We start from the raw sequence: 22,986 nt of genomic DNA, 5'->3' as shown, positions 1-22,986 counted from the left end.
CAGTGCTTTGTCAAATTACAGGCAACAAAAAAGGACACCGAAGTGTCCTTTTTCATGTCTAAATAGCGAGAATTACTTCTTGCTAGAAAGAGCACCGAAACGCTTGTTGAAGCGATCAACACGGCCGCCAGTATCTACGATACGTTGCTTACCAGTGTAGAACGGGTGACATTTGTCACATACGTCTAGGTGGATTGATTCTTTTGCTAGCGTTGAGTTGAACTCAAATGTGTTGCCGCAAGAACAAGTTGCAGTAACTGCTTTGTATTCTGGGTGGATTCCAGCTTTCATGGGATAACCTCAAGTAGGCCGTGTCGCTATACGATTCTAAGCCGCACACCACACGTAGTTTAAAAAAGAAATAAAGACACCGCATCGACACAAAAGAGTGATGAAGCCATACCTTTAAGGCGCAGTATAGTAATGAATCTATAAGGCAGGATCAACTGATTTGATACATTTTTCACCAATTCTCTCTTTATTTCCTTTATCGGCCTGAGATTTCGGGCTGTCGTTGTCTGTATACGCTAACTCGCCGCCTTCAACCAAACTGCTTCTCGAATTTAAGCGCCTTATCCTTTAGACTGTTCGCTCTCGTCAACTCAGATAAAGCCGTCCCTTTATGCGTCCAATGATTGCCCGCGTGGCACTGCCTGTTCCACTCGACAAGCAGTTCGATTACAAGATTCCAAGCCACCTATTTCCTATTATTGGTGGACGAGTCTCTGTGCCTTTTGGACGACAAACCTTAACCGGTATTGTAACGGCTCTGGTTAACGAATCTGAATTCGAACTAGACAAGCTCAAACCCATTAAAGCCCTATTAGACAATCAGCCCGTTTGGCCGGAATCTGTCTATTCACTGTTAATGTGGTGCAGTCAATTTTATCAGTACCCTCTTGGCGAAACCTTTGCTAACGCCCTTCCGAGTGCTCTAAGAAAAGGCAAAGCCGCCGACTTCGCAACGCTGGTTGAGTGGCAGTTAACGCCATCAGGCAAAGACCAACTGATGCAAGGTTTTGGTCGCGCAGTCAAACAAGCCAAAGTGATGCACATGCTTGAGCAAGGCCCCGTTCCCCATCAAGAGTTCATTGATGAAGAAGTTGGCAGCGCCGTACTCAAGACACTAGAAGAGAAAGGCTGGATTGAATCGGTAGAGAAAAAGCCGAAGCGTCAGCCGTGGCCAGTTGATCTTGAAAACGACCAAGACAAACCTAAGCTCAATGCTGAACAAGCCATCGCGATTGCGACCGTAAATAGCCAAACCGACTTTGGTTGTTTCCTGTTAGAAGGCGTCACTGGCTCAGGTAAGACCGAGGTTTACCTGAATATGATTAAGCCGATTCTCGATCAAGGTAAACAAGCGTTAGTACTCGTGCCTGAGATTGGCCTCACCCCTCAAACGATTAACCGCTTTAAGCGACGCTTTAATGTGCCTGTTGAGGTTATCCACTCGGGTTTAAACGATTCTGAGCGACTGAATGCTTGGTTATCGGCACGCGATAAAATAGCGGGCATCGTGATTGGTACCCGTTCAGCTCTGTTCACGCCGTTTGCTGATCTAGGCATTATCATTGTCGACGAAGAGCACGATGCTTCTTATAAACAGCAAGACAGCCTGCGCTACCACGCTCGTGATGTGGCGATCATGCGTGCTCATAAAGCGCAGATCCCGGTTGTGTTAGGCTCGGCGACTCCGGCCTTTGAAACACTGCACAACGCTCAGATCGGTAAATACAGTTATCTCACCCTTACTTCACGTGCGGGTGTCGCACTGCCGACCACCAATAAGGTATTGGATGTTAAAGGTGAATATCTAGAAAGTGGCTTGTCTGCGTCGTTGATTGCAGAGATGCAAAGACACCTCAAAGCAGGCAACCAAGTGATGCTGTTCCTCAATCGCCGCGGGTTTTCTCCCGCATTGATGTGTCACGATTGTGGTTGGACTGCCGAGTGTAAACGTTGCGATGCTTACTACACCTATCACCAATACAGTAATGAGATGCGCTGCCACCACTGTGGTTCTCAGCAGCATATCGTGCACAATTGCCAAGGTTGTGGGTCTGCGAACTTAGTGACAGTGGGTGTCGGTACCGAGCAGTTAGAGGCTCAGCTTGGCCAACTATTCCCTGAATACAAAACCATTCGTATTGACCGCGACAGCACCCGCCGTAAAGGCAGCTTAGAAAGCGCACTCGAGTCGATTCGTAAGGGTGAATTCCAAATTCTTATCGGCACGCAGATGCTTGCTAAGGGTCATCATTTCCCTGATGTGACACTTGTGGCGTTATTGGATGTCGATGGCTCTTTATATAGCAGTGACTTCCGAGCGTCTGAACGTCTTGCCCAGCTATTCATCCAAGTAGCGGGACGCGCAGGACGAGCAAGCAAACCCGGTGAGGTGATCTTACAGACTCACCACCCAGAACATGGGTTGCTGCAAGCTTTGCTGCATAAAGACTACAACCACTTTGCTCAGACGGCGCTGGCAGAACGTAAGCAGGCAATGTTACCGCCTTATACCTTTATGACTCTGTTTAGAGCAGAAGCCAATGACACTCGCTTGGTGGAAGAGTTCTTGCGTCAGGTTCGTCACACATTGGAATCGCACCCGCTGTTTGATCAATATTGCATGGTGCTAGGACCAACCCCAGCCCCATTAGCAAAACGAGCAGGCAAATCGCGCTGGCAGTTAATCTTACAGACTCAAACTCGCTCGTTAATGCAGAAGCTATTAATGAGCGCTAAGCCGGCAATTAATATGTTACCCGCCGCGAAAAAAGTTCGTTGGTCACTCGACATAGAGCCGCAAGATCTGAGCTAAACCCCTTCGGGTTAAAACTAATGATAAGTTTGTTCACAAATATTTCATATTTCTCGTGAGCAAGTTCACACGAGTCATGTGATTTTTGTTAATCTAGCCGTAACTTTACACGGATTAAACGAATAAAATATTGCAATAAAAAAAGTGTTAGCAACACTTTCATAATATCTATTCGATTACATTTATTATTCACGCCTTAGATACTTAGGCGACAAAGGAACTTAAAAGAGGGTTTAATTTATGGCGACAATGAAGGATGTTGCCCAGCTAGCAGGCGTCTCAACAGCCACGGTATCACGTGCATTGATGAACCCTGAGAAAGTCTCAGTTTCGACTCGTAAACGAGTGGAAACAGCAGTACTTGAAGCTGGATACTCACCCAATACATTAGCTAGAAACTTACGTCGCAACGAATCAAAAACCATCATCACTATCGTTCCTGATATCTGTGACCCTTATTTCGCCGAGATCATTCGTGGTATCGAAGATGCCGCAGTAGAAAATGACTACCTTGTCTTACTGGGTGATAGTGGCCAACAAAAGAAGCGTGAGTCTTCGTTTGTTAACTTAGTTTTCACCAAACAAGCTGACGGTATGCTATTGCTTGGCACTGACCATCCATTTGACGTCAGTAAGTCTGAACAAAAGAACTTACCACCAATGGTGATGGCGTGTGAGTTTGCCCCTGAACTTGAACTTCCTACCGTACACATCGATAACCTGACCTCTGCATTTGAAGCCGTGAACTACCTAGCCCAGTTAGGTCATAAGCGTATCGCTCAAATATCAGGGCCAGTATCGGCAACGCTGTGTAAGTTCCGCCAACAAGGCTATCAACAAGCGCTGCGTCGCGCTGGAGTATCAATGAACCCTGCCTATAGCACTGTCGGCGACTTTACTTTTGAAGCCGGTGCTCAAGCGGTTCGTCAATTGTTGGCACTTCCTGAACAGCCTACAGCTATCTTCTGTCACAACGATGCGATGGCGATTGGTGCGATTCAAGAAGCGAAGAAACTGGGCTTACGCGTTCCTCAAGACCTATCGATTGTCGGCTTCGATGACATCCAATTCGCTCAATACTGCGATCCACCGCTAACCACCATTTCTCAGCCTCGTTATGAGATTGGACGCCAAGCGATGTTGATGATGCTTGATCTATTAAAAGGCAACGATGTGCAAGCAGGTTCGCGTCTGCTTGAAGCTAAATTGGTGGTTCGAGGCAGTACAGCGCCGCCTCGAATATAACCCTTAGAAATACCCTTATAAATCTGCGGCACATTTTGATGTGCCGCTTCCATTTCTGCACTATTATCCTCGCGCAATCTGGATTACCATGAGGGCAGAATCAGCAACTATTGAATTGTCTTGTGGCTAATAGAGATTATGTAAAGCGCGGTCGTGGCACGAAAAAACCGACCAAAAAACAAGCCCCTCGCCGTAAACCTTGGCGCAGTGGTCTTTTGGCGATCCTCCTTGCCGGTGGTTTTGGTTACGGACTTTACCTATTGAGTAATGATCCTGAGCCGCCTGCACCAACGCCTGTGGCAACCAAACCAAAACCTAAGCCAAAACCTGCGAAAGTGATTCCGCCGCCTCCTGAAGAGAAGTGGGACTACGTTGAAACGCTGCCAAGCCGCGAGATTGAAGTAAAAGCCAAAGAGCAGCAGATCTCTAAGATCCCTTACATCATGCAATGTGGCGCTTACAAAACCTCGTCGCAGGCAGAAGCACGTAAGTTGGATATTGCCTTCCAAGGTATCTCAAGTGAGATCCGCAAGAAAGATGGCAGTAGCTGGTACCGTGTGGTTCTAGGTCCATACAAGTTGAAGCGCGACGCAGAGCGCGATCGCCATAAGCTGCAACGAGCGAAAATCGAACCTTGTGCTATTTGGAAAGACACCGATTAGTTTTAAGTTCAGCGGCAGTCTCTTTCTTAATAAAAGCCGAAAACAAACACCGAAAGCCTCCCATTGTGGAGGTTTTCTTTTATCCCCCTCCCCTTTAACCAAATTTCCTTACAACTTCCGCCGATAAGTTTGCACGACATCACTCACCCTTCCTTGAATTATCCGAGCACCATCCTCATATACTTTTTATACCCAAAGATAAGAAATATTAAGAGGCCCTACTCGTGACTACCATTGTATCTGTACGTCGTAATAATAAAGTCGTCATCGCGGGTGATGGACAAGTATCTCTAGGCAATACTGTAATGAAGGGCAATGCCCGTAAAGTACGTCGCCTATACAACAACAAAGTACTGGCAGGCTTTGCTGGCGGTACTGCTGATGCTTTCACGCTATTCGAAAAATTTGAAAGCAAGCTACAAATGCACCAAGGCCACCTGACCAAAGCTGCCGTTGAGCTAGCGAAGGATTGGCGTAGCGACCGTGCTCTACGTAAGTTAGAAGCACTGTTAGCAGTAGCGGATGAGACCGCTTCACTGATCATCACAGGTAACGGTGACGTAGTTCAACCTGAGAACGACCTGATTGCGATCGGTTCGGGCGGTAACTTCGCTCAAGCAGCCGCTACTGCACTATTAGAAAATACTGATTTAGATGCGCGTGAAATCGCAGAGAAGTCGCTGAACATTGCGGGCGATATCTGTGTCTTCACCAACCATCACCACACTATTGAAGAACTAGAAAGCACCGTTGAGCTGCCAAAGCCAGAGTAACGACCGCTTCCATCAATAACGTTGTATTCAACAGTGATTAAAGAATTAAGGAAAAACCATGTCTGAGATGACTCCTCGCGAAATTGTTCACGAACTCAATCGCCACATTATCGGCCAAGACAACGCTAAGCGCTCAGTGGCTATCGCTCTTCGTAACCGCTGGCGCCGTATGCAGCTTGAAGAAAGCCTACGTGTTGAAGTATCGCCAAAAAACATCCTGATGATTGGCCCAACGGGTGTAGGTAAAACTGAAATCGCTCGCCGCCTAGCGAAATTAGCAAACGCGCCTTTCATCAAGGTAGAAGCGACTAAGTTCACCGAAGTGGGTTACGTTGGTAAAGAAGTTGAAACCATCATCCGTGATCTAACGGACGTTGCGATCAAGATGACGCACCAACAAGCGATGGAAAAAGTACAATACCGCGCTGAAGAACAAGCTGAAGAACGCATTCTTGATGCCCTTCTACCACCAGCGCGTGATGCTTGGGGTCAGAACGAGCAATCAACTGAAGACACCACTTCTTCAAACACTCGTCAGATTTTCCGCAAGAAACTGCGTGAAGGTAAGCTAGATGACAAAGAGATTGAAGTTGATGTAGCCGCACCGCAAATGGGCGTTGAAATCATGTCACCTCCAGGCATGGAAGAGATGACAAACCAGCTGCAAGGCATGTTCCAAAACCTAGCGGGCGACACCAAGAAAAAGCGTAAGATGAAAATCAAAGACGCATTCAAAGCACTGACGGAAGAAGAAGCTGCGAAGCTTGTGAACCAAGAAGAGCTGAAAGAGAACGCGATCTTCAACGCTGAAAACAACGGCATCGTATTCATCGATGAGATCGACAAAATCTGTAAGCGTGGCGACAGCTCAGGCCCAGACGTATCTCGCGAAGGTGTTCAGCGTGACCTACTGCCTCTTATCGAAGGCAGCACAGTATCAACCAAGCACGGCATGGTTAAAACTGACCACATCTTGTTTATCACATCAGGCGCATTCCAAGTGGCTAAGCCATCTGACCTGATCCCTGAACTGCAAGGTCGTCTGCCAATCCGCGTAGAACTTGAAGCACTATCAGCACATGACTTCAAACGCATCCTGACTGAGCCAAAAGCATCGCTAACAGAGCAATACATTGCCCTAATGAAAACAGAAGATGTCAACATTGAGTTCACTGAAGATGGCATCAACCAGATTGCGGACGCAGCATGGCGCGTAAACGAAACCACTGAGAACATCGGTGCGCGTCGTCTACACACAGTGATGGAGCGTCTAATGGATGAGATTTCATTCGAAGCAACAGACAAAGCTGGCAGCAAGCTAGTGATTGATGAAGCTTACGTAACATCGAAACTTGGCGAATTCGTTGAAGACGAAGACCTAAGCCGCTTCATCCTGTAGCACACGAAACTCCAACTTATTGCTCTATCTCAAAGAAATAGCAGCTAATAAGCGAATTCAAGGCCCACTTTCGAGTGGGCTTTTTATTACCCGAAAAATGGGCGTATACTCAAATCACAGTATGAAACGAAGACTTACAAAGAATTAGACCTACGATGAAACAATCTCTACTGATCTGGCTTGATGCCGCACGACCAAAAACTCTGCCTCTCGCACTTGTCTCTATTCTTACAGGAAGTAGTTTAGCGTTCGCCGGTGGTCAGTTTTCTTTATCGATAGCCCTACTGGCATTTTTAACCGCCACCCTATTACAGATTTTATCGAACCTAGCCAATGACTATGGCGACGCAGTAAAAGGCACAGACAACGAAAATCGTCTGGGGCCAACACGTGCCATGCAATCTGGCGCGGTAACAGCGAAAACCATGAAGCAAGCGATCATCCTCAACATCGTGTTTACCATGGTCGCTGGGCTGATTCTTATTTTTCATGCCTTAACCTCGATTGAAAGTATCTTATCTTTCATTGCGTTAGGCATATTAGCCATTGTTGCTGCCATCGCTTATACCGTCGGTAATAAGCCTTATGGCTATATTGGCCTTGGCGACTTATCGGTATTTATCTTCTTCGGTTTATTAGGTGTTTCAGGGACTTACTTCTTGCACACTGGCCATGTTGAACCAAGCCTATTCCTTCCGGCATTGGGCTGTGGCTTGATGGCGGTTGCGGTACTCAATATCAACAACATGCGTGATATCGAAAACGACAGCGAATGTGGTAAGCGCACCATGGCGGTTCGCCTAGGACAACGCAAAGCCAAACACTATCATTTTGCTCTGCTTGGCCTCGCCCTTGCGTCTTTCGCTATCTACCTGCTTATTCAAGAAAAGCCGGTCTGGATCAGCCTGCCGTTTTTGCTAAGCATTATTATTGTTTACAAGCATGGCAAAGCCGTTTGGGAAACCGAAAAGCCAGCGCAGATTGCACCAATGATGCCCGTGATTGTGAAATGCTCACTGGTCACTAACCTATTGTTTGCAGGGGTTGTCGTAGCTCAAACTCTATTGAGTTAAATGAGACTAATCATTGCAAAGGGATCAAGCGCCGATATACTCAAAGTAAGCTCATTGTTCAAAAGGTATACTAATGGAATACAACACTTCAGCACTGTGCGACATATATTTGGATCAAGTTGATGTCGTGGAGCCAATGTTCAGCAACTTCGGTGGACGTGCATCCTTCGCAGGACAGATCACGACATTAAAGTGTTTTGAAGACAACGCTTTGATTCGCTCTGTACTAGAGCAAGACGGTCTGGGACGTGTGTTGTTAATCGATGGTGGCGGCTCACTACGTAAAGCGCTGATCGATGCTGAGATAGCCCTACTTGCCGAAGACAATGAGTGGGAAGGGATTGTGGTTTACGGCTGCGTTCGTGAAGTCGATGAGCTTGAAGACATGAACCTAGGTATCCAAGCCTTGGCTTCTATCCCTGTTGGTGCGAGCCAAGAAGGTATCGGTGAATTAGACGTTCCAGTGAACTTTGGCAGCGTGACCTTCTTACCTGAAGATTGCCTCTACGCAGACAACACCGGCATCATTCTTTCTGCCGAACCTCTAGATGTAGAACTCGATTTGGATGTCGAGGAAGAAGACGTCGAGTAACTCTCACTCAGCTTCAAATAATAAAACAAATCATAAGAACACAAACAAAAACGCCCGCTACTCAGTAGCGGGCGTTTTTTTAAATCTGAAGAGTCGATTACTCTACTTCATCCATTTTACCAAGAAGGTTACGGATGCGATCTTGCCATGCTGAATGCTCTTCCTGCATTTGCTGAGTTTTTTGCTCTAGCTCGTGACGGCTTGCTTTAAGCTCACCAGCTTCTGTTGCTAGTGCTTGTTTCTCTTCTTTAAGCTCTTCCACTTCCATTTGAAGAAGTGCAATTGTATCTACTGCTGTTTGAATTTTTGCTTCTAGCTGCTCTAGTACTTCAAAAGACATTCTGGCCTACCTTTAAGTTATCCGTTTGATGGTGAAGGTTCACTCCACTTATTTCCCCATTCTACTCAGCAGAGCAAGGATAAACACTCAATATATTCGATATTTTGCGCCATTCGATGAAAAAAACAGCGCTTTTTACCGAATATTGACGTGAACGATTACCGCCACAGCGGCAAACCGATTATTTTGATGAATAATAACTGTTTTCCACTGCGAATTGATCGAGAGCAATCTCCAAAAAACAAAAAGGCAAACGTTTCCTTTTGGATATGGTAAAATTCGCCGCGAAATTTCTATTCCCCCTTTGAAAATTTTGGAGTCCGCATGAAACGCGATTTAGCAATGTCATTCTCTCGTGTCACAGAAGGTGCAGCACTGGCTGGTTACAAGTGGCTTGGCCGTGGCGATAAAAACGCTGCAGATGGCGCTGCTGTAGAAGTAATGCGTAGCCTATTAAACAAAACCGAAATTAGCGGTGAGATTGTTATCGGCGAAGGTGAAATCGATGATGCACCTATGCTATACATCGGCGAAAACGTAGGTGTGGGCGGCGACGCTGTCGACATCGCAGTTGACCCAATTGAAGGGACACGCATGACAGCAATGGGCCAATCAAATGCATTGGCTGTATTGGCTGCGGGCGAAAAAGGCAGCTTCCTTAAAGCACCTGATATGTACATGGAAAAGTTGGTTGTTGGCCCTGGCGCTAAAGGCGTGATTGACCTAGAACTGCCACTAACAGAAAACCTAGAAAACATCGCGAAAGCACTAGGTAAAACACTCGATACTCTAGTTGTAACCACGCTTGCTAAGCCTCGTCACGATCAAATCATCGCCGACATGCAAGCTATGGGCGTTCGTGTATTTGCTGTGCCAGACGGTGATGTTGCGGCCTCTATATTAACGTGTATGCCAGACAGCGAAGTAGACGTCATGTACTGCATCGGCGGCGCACCTGAAGGTGTTGTTTCGGCTGCGGTAATTCGCGCACTCGACGGCGACATGCACGGTCGTCTTCTACCTCGCCACGAAGTGAAAGGCGACACAGAAGAGAACCGCAAGCACGGTGAACTTGAACTTGAGCGCTGCGCAGAAATGGGCGTAACGGCGGGTATCGTATTGAAGATGGAAGACATGGCACGCAGCGACAACGTTGTATTCTCAGCAACAGGCATCACTAAGGGTGACTTGCTAGAAGGTATTTCTCGTCAAGGTAATATCGCAACCACAGAAACCCTGCTTATCCGTGGCCGCTGCCGTACAATTCGCCGCATCAAATCTATCCACTACCTAGAGCGTAAAGATCCAGAAGTAGTAGGTCATATCCTGTAAGCCTAAATTCGGTGAAACAGAATATTCCAAGGCTGATACCTAGTATCAGCCTTTTGTTTTATTAGCGCATCAGAATCTGACCATGGCAGCCAATAGAGTAAAACGCTATCTATAGAGTAAATTATCATCAATATAGTAAATGGTTTGCTTTATAAACACCTTGCCTCATAATAGTAAAGTTCATTAGGTAGGGATAGTATGAAAACAAGCGACAGAATCTTACAGACCATTAAGCGTCAAGGCGCGGTAACCGCGAAACAACTGTCAGAAGAATTTGGCATGACGACAATGGGGGCAAGGCAACATCTGCAAAGCCTGGAAGATGACGGTATTCTTGCGTTTCATGATGTGAAAGTGAAAGTGGGTCGCCCGACTCGCCACTGGTCCCTGACTCAACAAGGTCATAGCCAATTTTCAGACCGACATGGTGAACTCACCATTCAAGTGATTGATGCTGTCGAGAATCTATTTGGTAAAGAAGGGCTGGCTAAGGTTGCTGCCGAGCGTGAACAACACACTCTTAAGCAGTATCAAACTGCGCTGTCTGGCTGTGATTCACTCATCAGCAAGCTTAAAAAACTCACCCAGCTTCGTGAAGACGAAGGCTACATGGCTGAGCTTCAAGAGCATGATGAACACTACATCTTGATTGAGAACCACTGCCCTATCTGTAAGGCTGCAACTCGCTGCCCTAGCCTGTGCCAATCTGAGCTCAACGTGTTTACTGAGTTACTAAAAGATGAGTGTCACGTGAGCCGTACAGAGCACATCATTGCTGGCGAACGACGCTGCACTTACACCTTAACACCCGCCCTTTGATTGCAAAGGTAATCGGCTAATACCGTCTCAATATTGAGAAAATACAAATAGATTAAAATTTGTACAGATTTCTTTCTTAAGCTTAGAGCATATGAAACACGCTTAATGCTAAGGAAGGAATGATGGCGCATCCACAACCCGCTCAAAAACTGCCACCCTTTGATGAACTTGTCCAACTCGCGAAAAGCGACCCGAAAGCATTCAATCAATTCAAACACGAGATGTGCGAACAGATGATTTGTTCGGCTTCAGACGTGATGCAAGACCGACTTCGCGCGCAGCAAAGTCACATCGACTTAGTGGTTAGCCGTTGTAAAAACCCACACCACGCCAATGTCGTACTCATGCAAGAGCTGCGCTGTCAGGTCTGTAAGTTCCAAGATGCACTCGAAGGGCGCTGCGGCTTTGAAGAATCTCTGCCTGAAAATGTCGTGCCTTTTAAGCCGAATACCGAACCTAAAATGTACTGAAATTAGCAAAGCACTAAAAAGAAAAAGGGAGCTTAATGCTAATGCCGTTCACTTAAGAGTGAACGGCATTTTTGTTCTTAGCATACCGTTGTGGTCTGGGTTTAACTGTTCTAGGGAATGTCCTTTCCCTTCGCCCTTCAAGTATTAAGCTTTCAGCCATGTTGTGGAACCCCTTTAGCTGACGAGGTATTGCGCCTGGTGTTGAGTAAGGTAAGCCTACAAGTAACGCAGATACATGAGCTAATGTGCCGTTAAAACTGAGTTGATAAGGAAGGTAATTTCCCTTTAGATTGAAGCAGAGCTCGACCATCTGGTATCGGATTAAATTGTAAGTAAGCAAGATGCCCCATAACTCCTGCTTTACCAGTTCTGGTAAACGACTTCGCAGCGTGAGACGATTTCCAAGCATGTATTGTTTCTGCTCTCGGTAGCCTAGCTCAATTTCCCAACGATGTTCATAAAGGCCTGCAATATCTTTTGATGGGTAACGCAGGGAGTCCGTCATGGAGGTTAATACTTGGTCATAGACAGGATCTTAAGCTCTAAGCTATTTATTTAGATAGAAAAAAGGCTTCATTTATGATCAGATAATCGTCGCCAAACAAACCACCCATATCAACCGTGAAGCCGATGACGATTATCTCCCTACAAAAGCAGTTTAAGCAATTCTTTAATGCTGATAGCCTTCAAAAAATGGCGAAAAGTACAGGACTTATGAAGCGATGTCGGGCTATCTTACCCGACCAGCTAGTAGTAAGCCTAGTGGCCGCTTTGAGCAAAGGAAACTGCTCATCTATTGCCGATTTACTAAGGCAATTCAATGGGATGTGCTTAAGCGCTAAAAATACTGTGGCTTATAAGCCCTACCATAACCAGTTAAGAAAGAAGAATTTCCGATATTCATGCGCCAATTGGCCATGCGAGCGATAGCTCAGTTTGCTCGCCAGCAGAGTGCCAACCTACCAGATAAACTCGCCACCTTTGATGATGTGCTGCTTCAAGATGGTAGCTCTTTCCACATTCATCGTGACCTTTCGAACGTTTACCCGAGCCGATTTAAACGCAATCCAGCCGCAGTTGAATGCCATATGACAATGTCTTTAAAAAGCTTTTCTCCAGTCGCAATGAGCATCAGCGCTGATACAGCATCAGAAAGAGACTTTTGCCCGCCCCAAAACAATGAGTAACAAATTGTTGTTGGCTGACGCAGGGTACCCTGACTTCCAATTCTTTACTGAGCTTGAACTGTATGGTGGTTTCTATATTTTTCGAGGAGCAAAGTCCCTGAATCCTCATGTTATAGAAGCGAGAAACGGTCAGGGCCGGCATTTATCTAAACTAGAAGGAAAGAAGCTCAAAGACATCACTCGAGGTACTAATCGCTCACAGGTACTCGACCTTAAAGTTCGTAGTGGTAAGCAAGAATTTAGAGTGGTAAGACGTTGGTTTGCCGAAGAAAAGCGATTCTGTATTTGGTTAACTAACTTGCCTTCAGGTACCTATACTGCTGATGACATAATGGCGATCTACCGCTGTCGATGGCAGGTGGAGTTGCTTTTTAAAGAATTAAAATCTCACACAAACTGGCAACGATTTGTCACCGCACAAAAGGCCATCGTTGATGGGCTTATCTGGGCCAGTTTACTCTCGCTGATCATCAGGCGCAGTACTGCGCTTCAGATAATGCCATCGGTCTCGCTGTTTAAGGCGGCAAAAAATGTGGATGTGTGGCTGTTGCCCATATTTGAATGTATCAGCCACAAGGCATGGTCAGAAATAGGTAATAAACTGGAATGGGCCTCTAGCTATATATTTAAGAACGCACAAAAGTCCGCCCAGAGGAAGTCAAAGAAAAACATCACGTTAGACGGGATTTATGCTGGTCTTAATGCTTAAGGTTCAGTCTATGAATACTTGGTAGTCTTTTCCTTTAATTTTACGAGTGACAAGTCGAGCGGTTATCGACTTTGGTAAATCAGGCCATAGCTTTCTAGCCCTTGGGTTACTGTGTAATTGAACCAGTTTGTCATTTCGCCCTAAAGATTGAACAATGTCATATTGTGTATTTTTCTTGAGGGGGATAAGCCAATGACGCTCTGAGCCAGAGTCTTGCCATTTATGTAATAAGCCTAAAGAATAGAACCCTTATCGAACATTGTCACGCTATGGTTTGGTGTTGTTTCTATCAGTTTTTCAGCTAATATCATTTCGTTTGTATTGTAATTATCAAAGGCACTGGCCGTAATAATGTGACTGCTTAGTTCCATTTGGCAGACCATTCTCACTTGCGGATATTGCGTCCCTTTTTGTCGAGAAAATGCCTTTTCATTTTGCGGGTTATCGGGCGTTCGCCAAACAACGCCATCGACGCCAAGAAGCGTTAATCCATTCCACTGGGGTAACTTTGCACTTTTTAACCATGACGTAGTCATTCGCTCAAAGACCGCTTTAATTGCGTCTTCACCCAACGTCTTTCGACGTTGAGTTAACGCACTTGGTGCGACAAAAGCTTTACCTGTACGGTCGACAATATCAAGTTGGTTCACTAAATCTTTCATGGATTTACTGTTATAGATAGCCATTCCAACAAGCAGCCACACCATGGATTCTAAAGTTAATTTCCTCTTTCTCATCGTGACGGTATCAGTAAGAGAATAAGCTTCGTCGATGAGGTCAATTGGAAGCAAGTCAGACAAAGTTTCAACGTTGCTAGGTTTCCAATCATTAATTATGTTTAGAGCTTGAGAAACATCCATAAAAAAATCCAAGTGCATTAAATACACTTGGATTTTGACAGCTCTGAAGGATCGTTCAACCGATCACTTTGGCTTTAACTGATCGGCATTAGAGCTTAATGCTCCCTTCTTATCGATCAATATTTACATGGGTCTTCGCCGTAGTCATTACGGCCTTCTGTACCTTTCAACAAACCACACTCAATCAGAATCCAGAAACCACACACTAATGCCGCGACGGTTGCCGCCATATGAATTGGCGATACCGGCTCTGTCGTCGTTGCAACCATTGGCGAAGCTAAACGACCCAATACTAATGGCACATTCAATAGTAGCCAGTAATTAGACTTATTGCGGTCGTGCCAGCGCTTAGCGGTTACCGCAAGGTCTGGGATCACAAGCATCAATAGGACGATTGGTAGCAGGATATAAGAGTAAGCAGGGAACAACACAGAGATACCTGAAGCAAAACCGGTAATCGCTATGTAGTAGAAAACATTCCAAATCCAGTAAGTCTTACGACCAATTCTCCCCTTGAAAGAGAGCAGTAATTCTTTCATCGACATCTTAAATACTCAAATTTATACGCCGCTAAAAGTCAGCAGCAATGGTTAGTTTATTACTTTTTGAAAGCAACTTTTATCCATATCACGAATATTCACCGTTAAGCTTCTTACATGACTCGCTTGTTCTTGCAGGATCTGCATTAACGATCGTGACAATTCTCGCTTTTGCTCTTCCGTTCGTCCCGAAAGTAACTCAAAGCTGATATGAATAAAGTCTACACTATCTTCCTCATCACCGACCAACCAATTATGGCAACGCAGTGAACGAGATTTCACTGATGGCACATCAAACAAGCCACATGTGAGAGCAACTTGGTGGAGATCTTCCAGTAAGCCTTGGATATTTACTCGCTCATCCACTGAATTGGAGTACTCTAGAACTAGATTCGGCATTGTTACTTCCTGTTGTTAACGCAATCGTTTGTCCCTTAATAACAACTAACGATGAAAAATCCGAGAAGTTAGCTATTATTCTGTCTGCCGGATCACTGATATATGCTCAAAATCTACTCTGACCATTGAGTAAGATCCAAGAAAGTCATGACCACAGTCATGATCTGTTGATATTAATCTGTTATATTATTTCGTAATAAAGTTTACTTTTTTACATTCGATTTATTTAAATACTTTGGAGATATTCCTATGCGTCATCCTGTAGTTATGGGTAACTGGAAACTAAACGGCAGCAAAGAAATGGTTGTTGATCTACTAAACGGTCTTAACGCTGAACTTGAAGGCGTAACAGGCGTAGACGTAGCAGTTGCTCCACCAGCACTTTTCGTTGATCTTGCTGAGCGTACGCTTACTGAAGCTGGCAGCGCGATCATCCTAGGTGCTCAAAACTCTGACCTAAACAACAGCGGTGCATTCACTGGCGACATGTCTCCAGCAATGCTTAAAGAGTTCGGCGCATCTCACATCATCATCGGTCACTCTGAGCGTCGTGAATACCACAACGAATCAGATGAGTTCGTAGCTAAGAAATTCGCATTCCTAAAAGAGAACGGCCTAACTCCAGTTCTTTGTATCGGTGAATCTGAAGCACAAAACGAAGCCGGCGAAACTGTTGCTGTATGTGCTCGTCAACTTGACGCTGTTATCAACACTCAAGGTGTTGAAGCTCTTGAAGGCGCTATCATCGCTTACGAACCAATCTGGGCTATCGGTACTGGTAAAGCAGCTACCGCTGAAGATGCACAACGCATCCACGCTCAAATCCGTGCACACATCGCAGAGAAATCTGAAGAAGTTGCTAAGAAAGTTGTTATCCAATACGGCGGTTCTGTTAAGCCAGAAAACGCAGCAGCTTACTTCGCACAACCAGACATCGACGGTGCTCTAGTTGGCGGCGCAGCGCTAGACGCGAAAAGCTTCGCAGCTATCGCTAAAGCAGCAGCTGAAGCAAAAGCTTAATTTAAACGTCACCGTTTAGATTAGATGAAAGGTCAACTTAGGTTGGCCTTTTTTGTTGCCTGTCATTCCAGAAACCTCAAACGGCAGGCACAAAAAAACCGCTGAACAATCAGCGGTTTTTAAATTCTTTAAGCGAACGCTAGGCGTGGCTTAGAACAACTCTTCTGCAACGCGGAACAGCTCAGAACGGTCTGGGTTCTGCATGTTCTCGATACAGTCGATGATGTCGTGGTGAACAAGTTCTTCTTTCTCGATACCAACACAACGACCACCGTGACCTTCTTGAAGAAGGTGAACAGCGTAGTTACCCATGCGAGAAGCCAGTACACGGTCAAATGCAGTAGGACGACCACCACGTTGGATGTGACCAAGAACCGTTGCACGAGTTTCACGACCAGTTGAAGATTCAATCTCTTTAGCCAGTTCGTTCGCATCCATCATTAGCTCAGTTAGAGCGATGATTGCGTGCTTCTTACCTTTAGCAATACCATCTTGGATGTTGCTGATAAGCTGTTGTTTATCTAGGCCAGTCTCTGGAGTAATGATGTACTCACAACCACCCGCGATTGCTGACATAAGCGTAAGGTCACCACAGTGACGGCCCATGATTTCAACAATAGAAATACGTTGGTGAGAAGAAGACGTGTCACGTAGACGGTCAATTGAATCAATAACAGTGTTAAGCGCTGTTAGGTAGCCGATTGTGTAGTCAGTACCCGCGATATCGTTATCGATTGTGCCTGGAAGACCGATACATGGGTAACCCATTTCAGTCAGTTTTTTAGCACCCATGTAAGAACCGTCACCACCGATAACAACAAGTGCTTCGATGCCGTGCTTCTTAAGGTTCTCAATGCCTTTCTCACGAACAGCAACGTCTTTAAATTCAGGGAAACGTGCAGAACCTAAGAAAGTACCACCACGGTTGATCACGTCAGATACGCTTGAACGGTCAAGCTTTTCGATACGGTCTTCAACAAGGCCTTGGTAGCCATCGTAAATACCGTAAACTTCAATGCCAACTGATAACGCAGTACGAACAACGCCGCGAACTGCTGCGTTCATACCTGGAGCGTCACCACCACTGGTCAAAACACCGATCTTCTTAATCATGCTCACCCTCGATTTTTGGGAATCTATTATTCAATTCTTGTTCTTGCTGATTGTATATCAACAAGATTTTAAATCTATATTTGTGCGTTATGTTACATTTCCTCAACAGGAATAGCACTCAAATCGCGTAAAATTATGTAACATTTCTACTTCTGTAAGAGTATTACAGTTTTACTCAATAACTTTGTTGATTCACATCAGAATCAACATTAATTGTTACTAAGGTGGTTTTTGAATCACCTAACAGTTAGTAATTTTTACTCACTTTAGTTCAAAAGCCACCCACTTACCATTTGCCCGCTGATTTTTAGCACGCATTACCACGAGTGGAATTTCTGCTGCTTCTCTGGTCCAAATACGACCGAATACGGGTCTTGGTGAATTAATACATCAGCATCAGGGAACACGGAGATAAGCTTAGCCTCTACTTCGTCAGAAATGCGATGCGCTTCAATTAGTGGGATATTATCTTCCAATTCTAGATGCAGTTGGATGAAGCGTATTGGCCCCGAGCGACGCGTTCGTAATTGATGCACACCCAGCACGCCTTCCACGCTCAATGATGTCTCTTTAATCTGTTTTAGCTCATCATCTGGCAGCTTATGATCAAGCAGAGACTGAACCGCTTCCATCGCCATTTGATAAGCGCTGTACAGAATGTAGATACCGATACCGACCGCGAATACTGAGTCCGCCTGACCAATCCCAAACCAGCTCAATGCCAGTGCCAGCATGATCGCAGCGTTCATATAAAGGTCTGATTGATAGTGCAATGAATCGGCTGCAATTGCTTGGCTGCCCGTTTTGTTGACCACATGTTTTTGGAAACGAACCAGACCAAACGTCATCACTATCGCGAACAGGCTGACGTAGATACCAATTTCTGGAGAGTTCAGTTCATGAGGTCGGAAGAAGCGTTCAATACCATTGAGAATAAGGAAACATGCAGAGCCTGAAATAAACATTGCCTGCGCTAATGCAGCTAGAGATTCAGCCTTACCATGACCAAAGGTGTGCTCTTTGTCGGCAGGCTGCAGAGAGTAACGAACCACGATAAGGTTAACGACAGAGGCCGCGATATCCAGCATTGAATCCACGACGGAAGCCAACAGACTCACGGAACCTGTCACCCACCAAGCTGCGACTTTCACTATCAATAAAATAGTGGCGATGGTTGTGGCTGCCCAAGCGGCGAGCGTAACTAAACGTGCGTATTCTTGTTTCATAACTTGGCTATAAAGTGACTGATAGCACAAAGTATAACCTGCAAACCACCAATTGAATATGACAGCCATGATGTAAAACATTCATTTTTAAAGATCAAAAAAAGCGGCACTCGGCCGCTTCTTTCTAAACACTTTCATTCAACGCTGATTTATCAAGCAATGAATTACTTGTCTTTGTTCATGCGTTTTTCCATTTTGTCAGCACACTTAGTCATGCGCTCTTGTTGGATTTCTTTCAGTTGAGTCTTTTGCTCAGCCGTTAGTACGCTCATCATTTCGTGTTGCTTCTTAAGCATTGCTACGCGACGCTCAGTTTGCTTCTCAACCATTTGGCTTGCTAGGTCGTTTGCTGCTGCTTCGTCAAAATTGTCAGCCAGTACCAATGCTTGAACTTTTTCTTGGTGCGCTTTCATTTTCGCCATTTTATCGGCTTTATTGCCAGCGTGTTTTTCTTTCATCTCAGCGCGGTTCGCTTCGCGCATCTCTTTCAATTCTGTTTTTTGTGCATCAGTCAGGTCTAGTTGACGCATCACTTTCTTATCGAAGCCACCACATTTACCGTGCATGCCTTTATGGTCGCCTTTATCGCCGCCGCCATATGCGAACGCGCTTGCTGTACCTAACATTAGTGGAAGTGCCGCAGCTGCTAGTACAAGTTTCTTAGTCATTTTCATAATTGTTGCCTCAATTCGGTATAATAAGTCATGTGTTGCGTCTGTTTCTCAGCGCTTAGATATAGATTAGTCTTTCCCTCGTAAAGTGACGTTTAGAAAGCGTAAAGAATCGTAAAGAGTGAAAGTTGACGAATAATTAGCAGTATTATTAACCTGTAAATAGTAGATAACCGATTAAGGCTTCCCAATGGCGAACATTCTTCTTATTGATGACGACACCGAGTTAACCAGCTTACTCAAAGACATTCTGAGCTTTGAGGGCTTCACTGTTTCCGAAGCCAATGATGGCTATGCAGGGCTGGAAGCTATCAATGATGAGATTGACCTGATTCTTTTGGATGTGATGATGCCGCGTCTTAATGGCATGGAAACACTAAAGAAACTGAGAGAAAATTGGGAAACACCAGTGCTGATGCTGACCGCAAAAGGCGAAGAGATCGACCGTGTGATTGGTCTTGAGCTTGGCGCGGACGATTACCTGCCTAAACCTTTCAGTGACCGAGAATTGTTAGCGCGTATTCGAGCTATCTTGCGTCGAACTCAAACCGCCACCGCGCCTAAAGCGGCCAGTGATAGAGTTCAATATCAAGACATCGAAGTTTTCCCGGGTAAACAAGAAGCCTACTGCAATGGTGAGCTCATCGATCTCACCACCACCGAGTTCGCTCTACTGAGTCACCTTATCCAAAACCCAGGGCAAGTGATCACCAAAGAAGCATTGAGCCTAGATGTATTAGGTAAAAGGCTCGCAGCGTTTGACCGTGCGATAGACATGCACATCTCCAACCTGCGTAAGAAAATTCCTGAGCGCACTGACGGTAAATCACGCATCAAAACCTTACGAGGCCGTGGCTACTTATTGGTAGAGGAAGATTAATGCGTATACCTAAAATCACCAGCTTATATGGACGTATCTTTGCTATCTTTTGGTTCACCATGTTACTGGTGCTTTTGTCGGTGCTGTCACTTCCCCATTTAGACCCTCGAGTCGCGCGCGATGTGCCTGCAGATCACCTCGATAAACTCGAGCGTATCGCTAAAATCACAGAGAAACGCTACGCCAAAGAACCAAATCTGGGCAAGATTGTCTTCCAACTTGAGGCACCACGCAGCCGCAAGGATTCTCGCGCTCGCATCTATCTGACCGATCTTGAGGGCGCAGTCCTTACCTCGAAAAGGCATTCAGACTACAAACTTAAAGCGATTCGCAACTTTGTTACCTCGATAGATAACCCTGAAGTGCCGAAACAAAAACTGTACGGACACTACATGGTGGCAGGTCCAGTACCCATCAAACTCGCGGGTGAAGAGTTGTTGATGTACGCCGGAATAAAGTGGACTCAACCACCTCCGTTCTTGTTACGCCTGTTTGATAGACCTCTGCAGTTACTGCTTGCGGTTATGTTGGCGAGTACCCCGCTATTGCTTTGGCTAGCTTGGGCACTGAGTCAACCCGCTCGCAGGCTAGAACGCGCGGCACAACGCGTGGCGAAAGGTCAATTCGAGGTCGATCCAACACTCGAAAAAGGTACTTCAGAGTTCAGACAAGCGGGTGAAAGCTTTAACCAGATGGTAGAAGCGGTAAACCAGATGATTTCGGGGCAACAACGCCTGCTCTCTGATATCTCACACGAGCTCCGCTCGCCACTGACACGTCTTCGCATGGCCAATGCACTGGCGATTCGTAAACAAGGCGAGAGCCAAGAGTTAGAACGCATTGATACCGAAGCACAGCGTTTGGAACAGATGATCAGTGAGCTGCTGACGCTATCTCGTATGCAGGTCGACAGCCATATTACTCGTGAGGTTCAGCCTATCTCGAGCCTATGGGAAGAGATCTTAAAAGACGCAGAGTTTGAAGCCGAACAGATGGGCAAACAACTGACGTTCTCGGAGATCCCAGAACGCTCTATTTCGGGGAACCCTAAACTGCTGATGAGTGCGCTAGACAACATTACACGCAATGCCATCTACTACGGTAAAGACCAAGTGGATGTGCAATTCCATGTGGTTCAAGATCAGCTGACGATTTGTGTGAACGATAATGGCGATGGTGTACCAGAGGATGAGCTGGATTCTATCTTCAGACCTTTCTATCGCGTTTCCACTGCCCGTGATCGTAATACCGGCGGCACAGGTCTTGGATTAACCATTACTGAAAGTGCGATTCGCCAACACAGCGGAACCATCACGGCGACCCGCAGCCAACTCGGTGGATTACAGATAGAAATCAGCTTGCCGATCCTCCCCCTCTAGTCCCCGACAACATTCACACCATAGTGATAGCCATTATGGTGTGAACTGTACTCACTCAGCTTGCCACCGTATACTCGGGCTATCTTTGATTACTCTTGTGAACCAACATGTTTGATATCGCTCTATACGAACCAGAAATTGCACCCAATACGGGTAACATCATCCGCCTATGTGCTAACTGCGGCGCAAACCTGCACCTGATTGAACCGCTTGGCTTTGATTTTGAAGAGAAGAAGGTTCGTCGTGCTGGATTGGATTACCACGACCTTGCACGAGTTAAGCGTCACAAGAACCTAGAAGCTTTCCTTGAGTATCTAGAGAATGAACGCGAGGGTGACTTCCGCATCTTTGCTTGCACCACTAAAACGACAGGCCACCACGTTGATGCGAAATTCCAACAAGGTGATGTGTTGATGTTTGGCCCAGAAACTCGCGGGCTGCCTGCTGAGTTCATCGAAAGTATGCCAATGGAACAACGCATTCGTATTCCAATGATGCCAGACGCGCGCAGCCTGAACCTGTCTAACGCAGTGGCAATCATTGCTTTTGAAGCATGGCGACAAATGGGTTTTGAAGGCGCGGTATAACCGAACAACAAGCTTATCTTTTATCTGTTATCGATAGTAAACAGTAAGTAACAGCTAGCGACAGACAATAAAAAAGGCTCTTACCATTATCACTTTCTTGCGAAGGATAAAGGTAAGAGCCTTTTCTGTTTTCCCTCTATATAAAGAGAGAAAAAATTAATTAGTTTAAGCGGTTACGATCGTTGTCGTCGTCTTTCTTCTCAAACTCACCTTCAAAGGTGTTGCCGTCTTTTGATTGGTCAGATGGATCGCGATTGAATGGGTCTTGTCCAAATGGGCTCTGGCCAAAACCAGCTTGTCCACCGGCATGGAAACCACCAGACATGTTGGTCACCACCATTTTTTCCATCATTTTCTTGGCAATCATCGCTCTTGGTGCTGGTAACAATACCAACATACCGAGTGCGTCCGTCATAAAACCCGGAGTCAGCAGCAATACACCGGCAACTGCAAGCATCACGCCTTCAAGAATCTGTTGTGCTGGCATTTCGCCTTGTTGCAAACGACCTTGCACAGACATAAGTGTCTGAATGCCTTGGCTACGAACCAGCGATGCACCCACAAATGCCGTGATCAAAACCAACGCAATAGTTGGCCACAATCCTAAGAAGCCACCAACTTGAATAAATAGCCCAATCTCAATGATGGGTACGAAGATAAATAGTAATAATAAGATAGGAAACACACGCCCTCCTTTGTTACTTGCAGTTTACGCTGAAAGCCCTAACAATCTCAAATTTATCCTGTAAATAAGCGTGTTTATTGACCAAGAATAACTTTGCAAAATATTGACGAAACAAAACCGAAAAAGGTGATCCACTTAATATTTTTATGCGCTAAGTACAGTATCATGTGCCACATAAGTCAGGACGGATTTATCAGCCCAA

At 45.6% G+C, this 22,986-nt stretch carries 22 protein-coding genes and 3 pseudogenes; 15 read left to right on the top strand and 10 right to left on the bottom strand.

Annotated features, from left to right (window positions below):
* Window positions 1-72: 72 nt before the first annotated feature.
* A complete protein-coding gene (gene rpmE, locus OCV19_RS01145) occupies window positions 73-291 on the bottom strand; it encodes a 50S ribosomal protein L31 (protein WP_004737142.1) in 219 nt (72 codons plus the stop codon).
* 331 nt (window positions 292-622) lie between these two features.
* Here rpmE and priA point away from each other — a divergent pair, with 331 nt between their 5' ends.
* The 7 genes from priA to rraA all read left to right on the top strand — a co-directional run bounded on the left by priA (window position 623) and on the right by rraA (window position 8,568).
* Window positions 623-2,824 (top strand): primosomal protein N', encoded by a 2,202-nt coding sequence (priA, locus tag OCV19_RS01140; RefSeq protein ID WP_065677114.1) that lies wholly within the window; start codon window positions 623-625, stop codon window positions 2,822-2,824.
* Window positions 2,825-3,064: 240 nt separating this feature from the next.
* Entirely contained in the window at window positions 3,065-4,069 is a 1,005-nt protein-coding gene (gene cytR, locus OCV19_RS01135; protein WP_065677115.1) for a DNA-binding transcriptional regulator CytR, read from the top strand.
* 122 nt (window positions 4,070-4,191) lie between these two features.
* Entirely contained in the window at window positions 4,192-4,731 is a 540-nt protein-coding gene (locus tag OCV19_RS01130; RefSeq protein ID WP_048605407.1) for an SPOR domain-containing protein, read from the top strand.
* Between the two features lie 224 nt (window positions 4,732-4,955).
* Window positions 4,956-5,504, top strand: coding sequence for an ATP-dependent protease subunit HslV (gene hslV, locus OCV19_RS01125; RefSeq protein WP_004729692.1), 549 nt, complete (start codon window positions 4,956-4,958; stop codon window positions 5,502-5,504).
* Between the two features lie 58 nt (window positions 5,505-5,562).
* Window positions 5,563-6,903, top strand: a complete 1,341-nt coding sequence (gene hslU / locus OCV19_RS01120; RefSeq protein WP_017061150.1) for an HslU--HslV peptidase ATPase subunit — start codon at window positions 5,563-5,565, stop codon at window positions 6,901-6,903.
* Window positions 6,904-7,058: 155 nt separating this feature from the next.
* Complete coding sequence (locus OCV19_RS01115) at window positions 7,059-7,976, top strand: 1,4-dihydroxy-2-naphthoate polyprenyltransferase (RefSeq protein WP_017061151.1); 918 nt, start codon at window positions 7,059-7,061, stop codon at window positions 7,974-7,976.
* Between the two features lie 73 nt (window positions 7,977-8,049).
* On the top strand, window positions 8,050-8,568 hold the full coding sequence (rraA, locus tag OCV19_RS01110; protein ID WP_065677116.1) for a ribonuclease E activity regulator RraA: 519 nt from the start codon (window positions 8,050-8,052) through the stop codon (window positions 8,566-8,568).
* A gap of 97 nt (window positions 8,569-8,665) precedes the next feature.
* Here rraA and zapB read toward each other — a convergent pair whose 3' ends face one another.
* A complete protein-coding gene (zapB, locus tag OCV19_RS01105; RefSeq protein ID WP_008219652.1) occupies window positions 8,666-8,908 on the bottom strand; it encodes a cell division protein ZapB in 243 nt (80 codons plus the stop codon).
* 324 nt (window positions 8,909-9,232) lie between these two features.
* On the opposite strand from zapB, the gene glpX reads away from it, so the two are divergent.
* From glpX to OCV19_RS01090, 3 genes are all read left to right on the top strand, one after another.
* Entirely contained in the window at window positions 9,233-10,240 is a 1,008-nt protein-coding gene (gene glpX, locus OCV19_RS01100) for a class II fructose-bisphosphatase (protein ID WP_048605418.1), read from the top strand.
* 198 nt (window positions 10,241-10,438) lie between these two features.
* On the top strand, window positions 10,439-11,059 hold the full coding sequence (locus tag OCV19_RS01095) for a helix-turn-helix transcriptional regulator (RefSeq protein ID WP_065677117.1): 621 nt from the start codon (window positions 10,439-10,441) through the stop codon (window positions 11,057-11,059).
* Between the two features lie 122 nt (window positions 11,060-11,181).
* A complete protein-coding gene (locus OCV19_RS01090) occupies window positions 11,182-11,529 on the top strand; it encodes a DUF3135 domain-containing protein (RefSeq protein ID WP_017061155.1) in 348 nt (115 codons plus the stop codon).
* A gap of 52 nt (window positions 11,530-11,581) precedes the next feature.
* Here OCV19_RS01090 and OCV19_RS01085 read toward each other — a convergent pair.
* Window positions 11,582-12,049, bottom strand: a pseudogene (locus tag OCV19_RS01085) (transposase); the annotation flags it as partial.
* 110 nt (window positions 12,050-12,159) lie between these two features.
* On the opposite strand from OCV19_RS01085, the pseudogene OCV19_RS01080 reads away from it, so the two are divergent.
* Window positions 12,160-13,425: pseudogene (locus tag OCV19_RS01080) on the top strand (IS4 family transposase).
* 15 nt (window positions 13,426-13,440) lie between these two features.
* Here OCV19_RS01080 and OCV19_RS01075 read toward each other — a convergent pair.
* The 3 genes and pseudogenes from OCV19_RS01075 to OCV19_RS01065 form a co-directional block, all read right to left on the bottom strand.
* Window positions 13,441-14,285 (bottom strand): annotated as a pseudogene (locus OCV19_RS01075) (IS4 family transposase); the annotation flags it as partial.
* 116 nt (window positions 14,286-14,401) lie between these two features.
* Entirely contained in the window at window positions 14,402-14,830 is a 429-nt protein-coding gene (locus tag OCV19_RS01070; protein ID WP_065676603.1) for a DUF805 domain-containing protein, read from the bottom strand.
* A gap of 45 nt (window positions 14,831-14,875) precedes the next feature.
* Window positions 14,876-15,223, bottom strand: coding sequence for a 5-carboxymethyl-2-hydroxymuconate Delta-isomerase (locus tag OCV19_RS01065; protein ID WP_017061157.1), 348 nt, complete (start codon window positions 15,221-15,223; stop codon window positions 14,876-14,878).
* Between the two features lie 249 nt (window positions 15,224-15,472).
* On the opposite strand from OCV19_RS01065, the gene tpiA reads away from it, so the two are divergent.
* The gene (tpiA, locus tag OCV19_RS01060) at window positions 15,473-16,243 is read left to right on the top strand and encodes a triose-phosphate isomerase (RefSeq protein WP_017061158.1); all 771 of its coding nucleotides are present in this window, start codon (window positions 15,473-15,475) and stop codon (window positions 16,241-16,243) included.
* Between the two features lie 150 nt (window positions 16,244-16,393).
* Here the strand turns inward: tpiA and pfkA are convergent, their stop codons facing one another.
* The 3 genes from pfkA to OCV19_RS01045 form a co-directional block, all read right to left on the bottom strand.
* Window positions 16,394-17,356 (bottom strand): 6-phosphofructokinase, encoded by a 963-nt coding sequence (gene pfkA / locus OCV19_RS01055; protein WP_029405386.1) that lies wholly within the window; start codon window positions 17,354-17,356, stop codon window positions 16,394-16,396.
* A 317-nt stretch (window positions 17,357-17,673) separates the two neighbouring features.
* Window positions 17,674-18,582, bottom strand: a complete 909-nt coding sequence (gene fieF / locus OCV19_RS01050) for a CDF family cation-efflux transporter FieF (RefSeq protein WP_050649603.1) — start codon at window positions 18,580-18,582, stop codon at window positions 17,674-17,676.
* Window positions 18,583-18,746: 164 nt separating this feature from the next.
* Window positions 18,747-19,256 (bottom strand): CpxP family protein, encoded by a 510-nt coding sequence (locus OCV19_RS01045; RefSeq protein WP_017061162.1) that lies wholly within the window; start codon window positions 19,254-19,256, stop codon window positions 18,747-18,749.
* Between the two features lie 187 nt (window positions 19,257-19,443).
* Here OCV19_RS01045 and OCV19_RS01040 point away from each other — a divergent pair, with 187 nt between their 5' ends.
* From OCV19_RS01040 to trmL, 3 genes are all read left to right on the top strand, one after another.
* The gene (locus tag OCV19_RS01040) at window positions 19,444-20,133 is read left to right on the top strand and encodes a response regulator (RefSeq protein ID WP_017063670.1); all 690 of its coding nucleotides are present in this window, start codon (window positions 19,444-19,446) and stop codon (window positions 20,131-20,133) included.
* Window positions 20,133-21,512: an envelope stress sensor histidine kinase CpxA gene (cpxA, locus tag OCV19_RS01035; protein WP_086738430.1), complete on the top strand. Its 1,380-nt coding sequence runs from the start codon at window positions 20,133-20,135 to the stop codon at window positions 21,510-21,512. The genes OCV19_RS01040 and cpxA overlap by 1 nt, the downstream gene beginning before the upstream one ends.
* Window positions 21,513-21,619: 107 nt before the next feature.
* A complete protein-coding gene (gene trmL / locus OCV19_RS01030) occupies window positions 21,620-22,099 on the top strand; it encodes a tRNA (uridine(34)/cytosine(34)/5-carboxymethylaminomethyluridine(34)-2'-O)-methyltransferase TrmL (RefSeq protein ID WP_009844716.1) in 480 nt (159 codons plus the stop codon).
* Window positions 22,100-22,259: 160 nt separating this feature from the next.
* Here trmL and OCV19_RS01025 read toward each other — a convergent pair whose 3' ends face one another.
* Complete coding sequence (locus tag OCV19_RS01025; RefSeq protein WP_012604974.1) at window positions 22,260-22,784, bottom strand: FxsA family protein; 525 nt, start codon at window positions 22,782-22,784, stop codon at window positions 22,260-22,262.
* Window positions 22,785-22,986 lie beyond the last annotated feature (202 nt).

Source organism: Vibrio celticus (genome assembly GCF_024347335.1).
Classification (GTDB): domain Bacteria; phylum Pseudomonadota; class Gammaproteobacteria; order Enterobacterales; family Vibrionaceae; genus Vibrio; species Vibrio celticus.
The sequence above is the reverse complement of the archived record's forward strand: the minus strand, read 5'-3'. Positions and strand labels throughout refer to the sequence as shown.

What these genes read in the sequence shown, in the direction of transcription:
- rpmE (WP_004737142.1), bottom strand. Translation starts at nt 291, where the DNA reads ATGAAAGCTGGAATCCACCCAGAATACAAAGCAGTTACTGCAACTTGT.
- priA (WP_065677114.1), top strand. Translation starts at nt 623, where the DNA reads ATGCGTCCAATGATTGCCCGCGTGGCACTGCCTGTTCCACTCGACAAG.
- cytR (WP_065677115.1), top strand. Translation starts at nt 3,065, where the DNA reads ATGGCGACAATGAAGGATGTTGCCCAGCTAGCAGGCGTCTCAACAGCC.
- hslU (WP_017061150.1), top strand. Translation starts at nt 5,563, where the DNA reads ATGTCTGAGATGACTCCTCGCGAAATTGTTCACGAACTCAATCGCCAC.
- OCV19_RS01115 (WP_017061151.1), top strand. Translation starts at nt 7,059, where the DNA reads ATGAAACAATCTCTACTGATCTGGCTTGATGCCGCACGACCAAAAACT.
- rraA (WP_065677116.1), top strand. Translation starts at nt 8,050, where the DNA reads ATGGAATACAACACTTCAGCACTGTGCGACATATATTTGGATCAAGTT.
- zapB (WP_008219652.1), bottom strand. Translation starts at nt 8,908, where the DNA reads ATGTCTTTTGAAGTACTAGAGCAGCTAGAAGCAAAAATTCAAACAGCA.
- glpX (WP_048605418.1), top strand. Translation starts at nt 9,233, where the DNA reads ATGAAACGCGATTTAGCAATGTCATTCTCTCGTGTCACAGAAGGTGCA.
- OCV19_RS01095 (WP_065677117.1), top strand. Translation starts at nt 10,439, where the DNA reads ATGAAAACAAGCGACAGAATCTTACAGACCATTAAGCGTCAAGGCGCG.
- OCV19_RS01090 (WP_017061155.1), top strand. Translation starts at nt 11,182, where the DNA reads ATGGCGCATCCACAACCCGCTCAAAAACTGCCACCCTTTGATGAACTT.
- OCV19_RS01070 (WP_065676603.1), bottom strand. Translation starts at nt 14,830, where the DNA reads ATGTCGATGAAAGAATTACTGCTCTCTTTCAAGGGGAGAATTGGTCGT.
- OCV19_RS01065 (WP_017061157.1), bottom strand. Translation starts at nt 15,223, where the DNA reads ATGCCGAATCTAGTTCTAGAGTACTCCAATTCAGTGGATGAGCGAGTA.
- tpiA (WP_017061158.1), top strand. Translation starts at nt 15,473, where the DNA reads ATGCGTCATCCTGTAGTTATGGGTAACTGGAAACTAAACGGCAGCAAA.
- pfkA (WP_029405386.1), bottom strand. Translation starts at nt 17,356, where the DNA reads ATGATTAAGAAGATCGGTGTTTTGACCAGTGGTGGTGACGCTCCAGGT.
- fieF (WP_050649603.1), bottom strand. Translation starts at nt 18,582, where the DNA reads ATGAAACAAGAATACGCACGTTTAGTTACGCTCGCCGCTTGGGCAGCC.
- OCV19_RS01045 (WP_017061162.1), bottom strand. Translation starts at nt 19,256, where the DNA reads ATGAAAATGACTAAGAAACTTGTACTAGCAGCTGCGGCACTTCCACTA.
- OCV19_RS01040 (WP_017063670.1), top strand. Translation starts at nt 19,444, where the DNA reads ATGGCGAACATTCTTCTTATTGATGACGACACCGAGTTAACCAGCTTA.
- cpxA (WP_086738430.1), top strand. Translation starts at nt 20,133, where the DNA reads ATGCGTATACCTAAAATCACCAGCTTATATGGACGTATCTTTGCTATC.
- trmL (WP_009844716.1), top strand. Translation starts at nt 21,620, where the DNA reads ATGTTTGATATCGCTCTATACGAACCAGAAATTGCACCCAATACGGGT.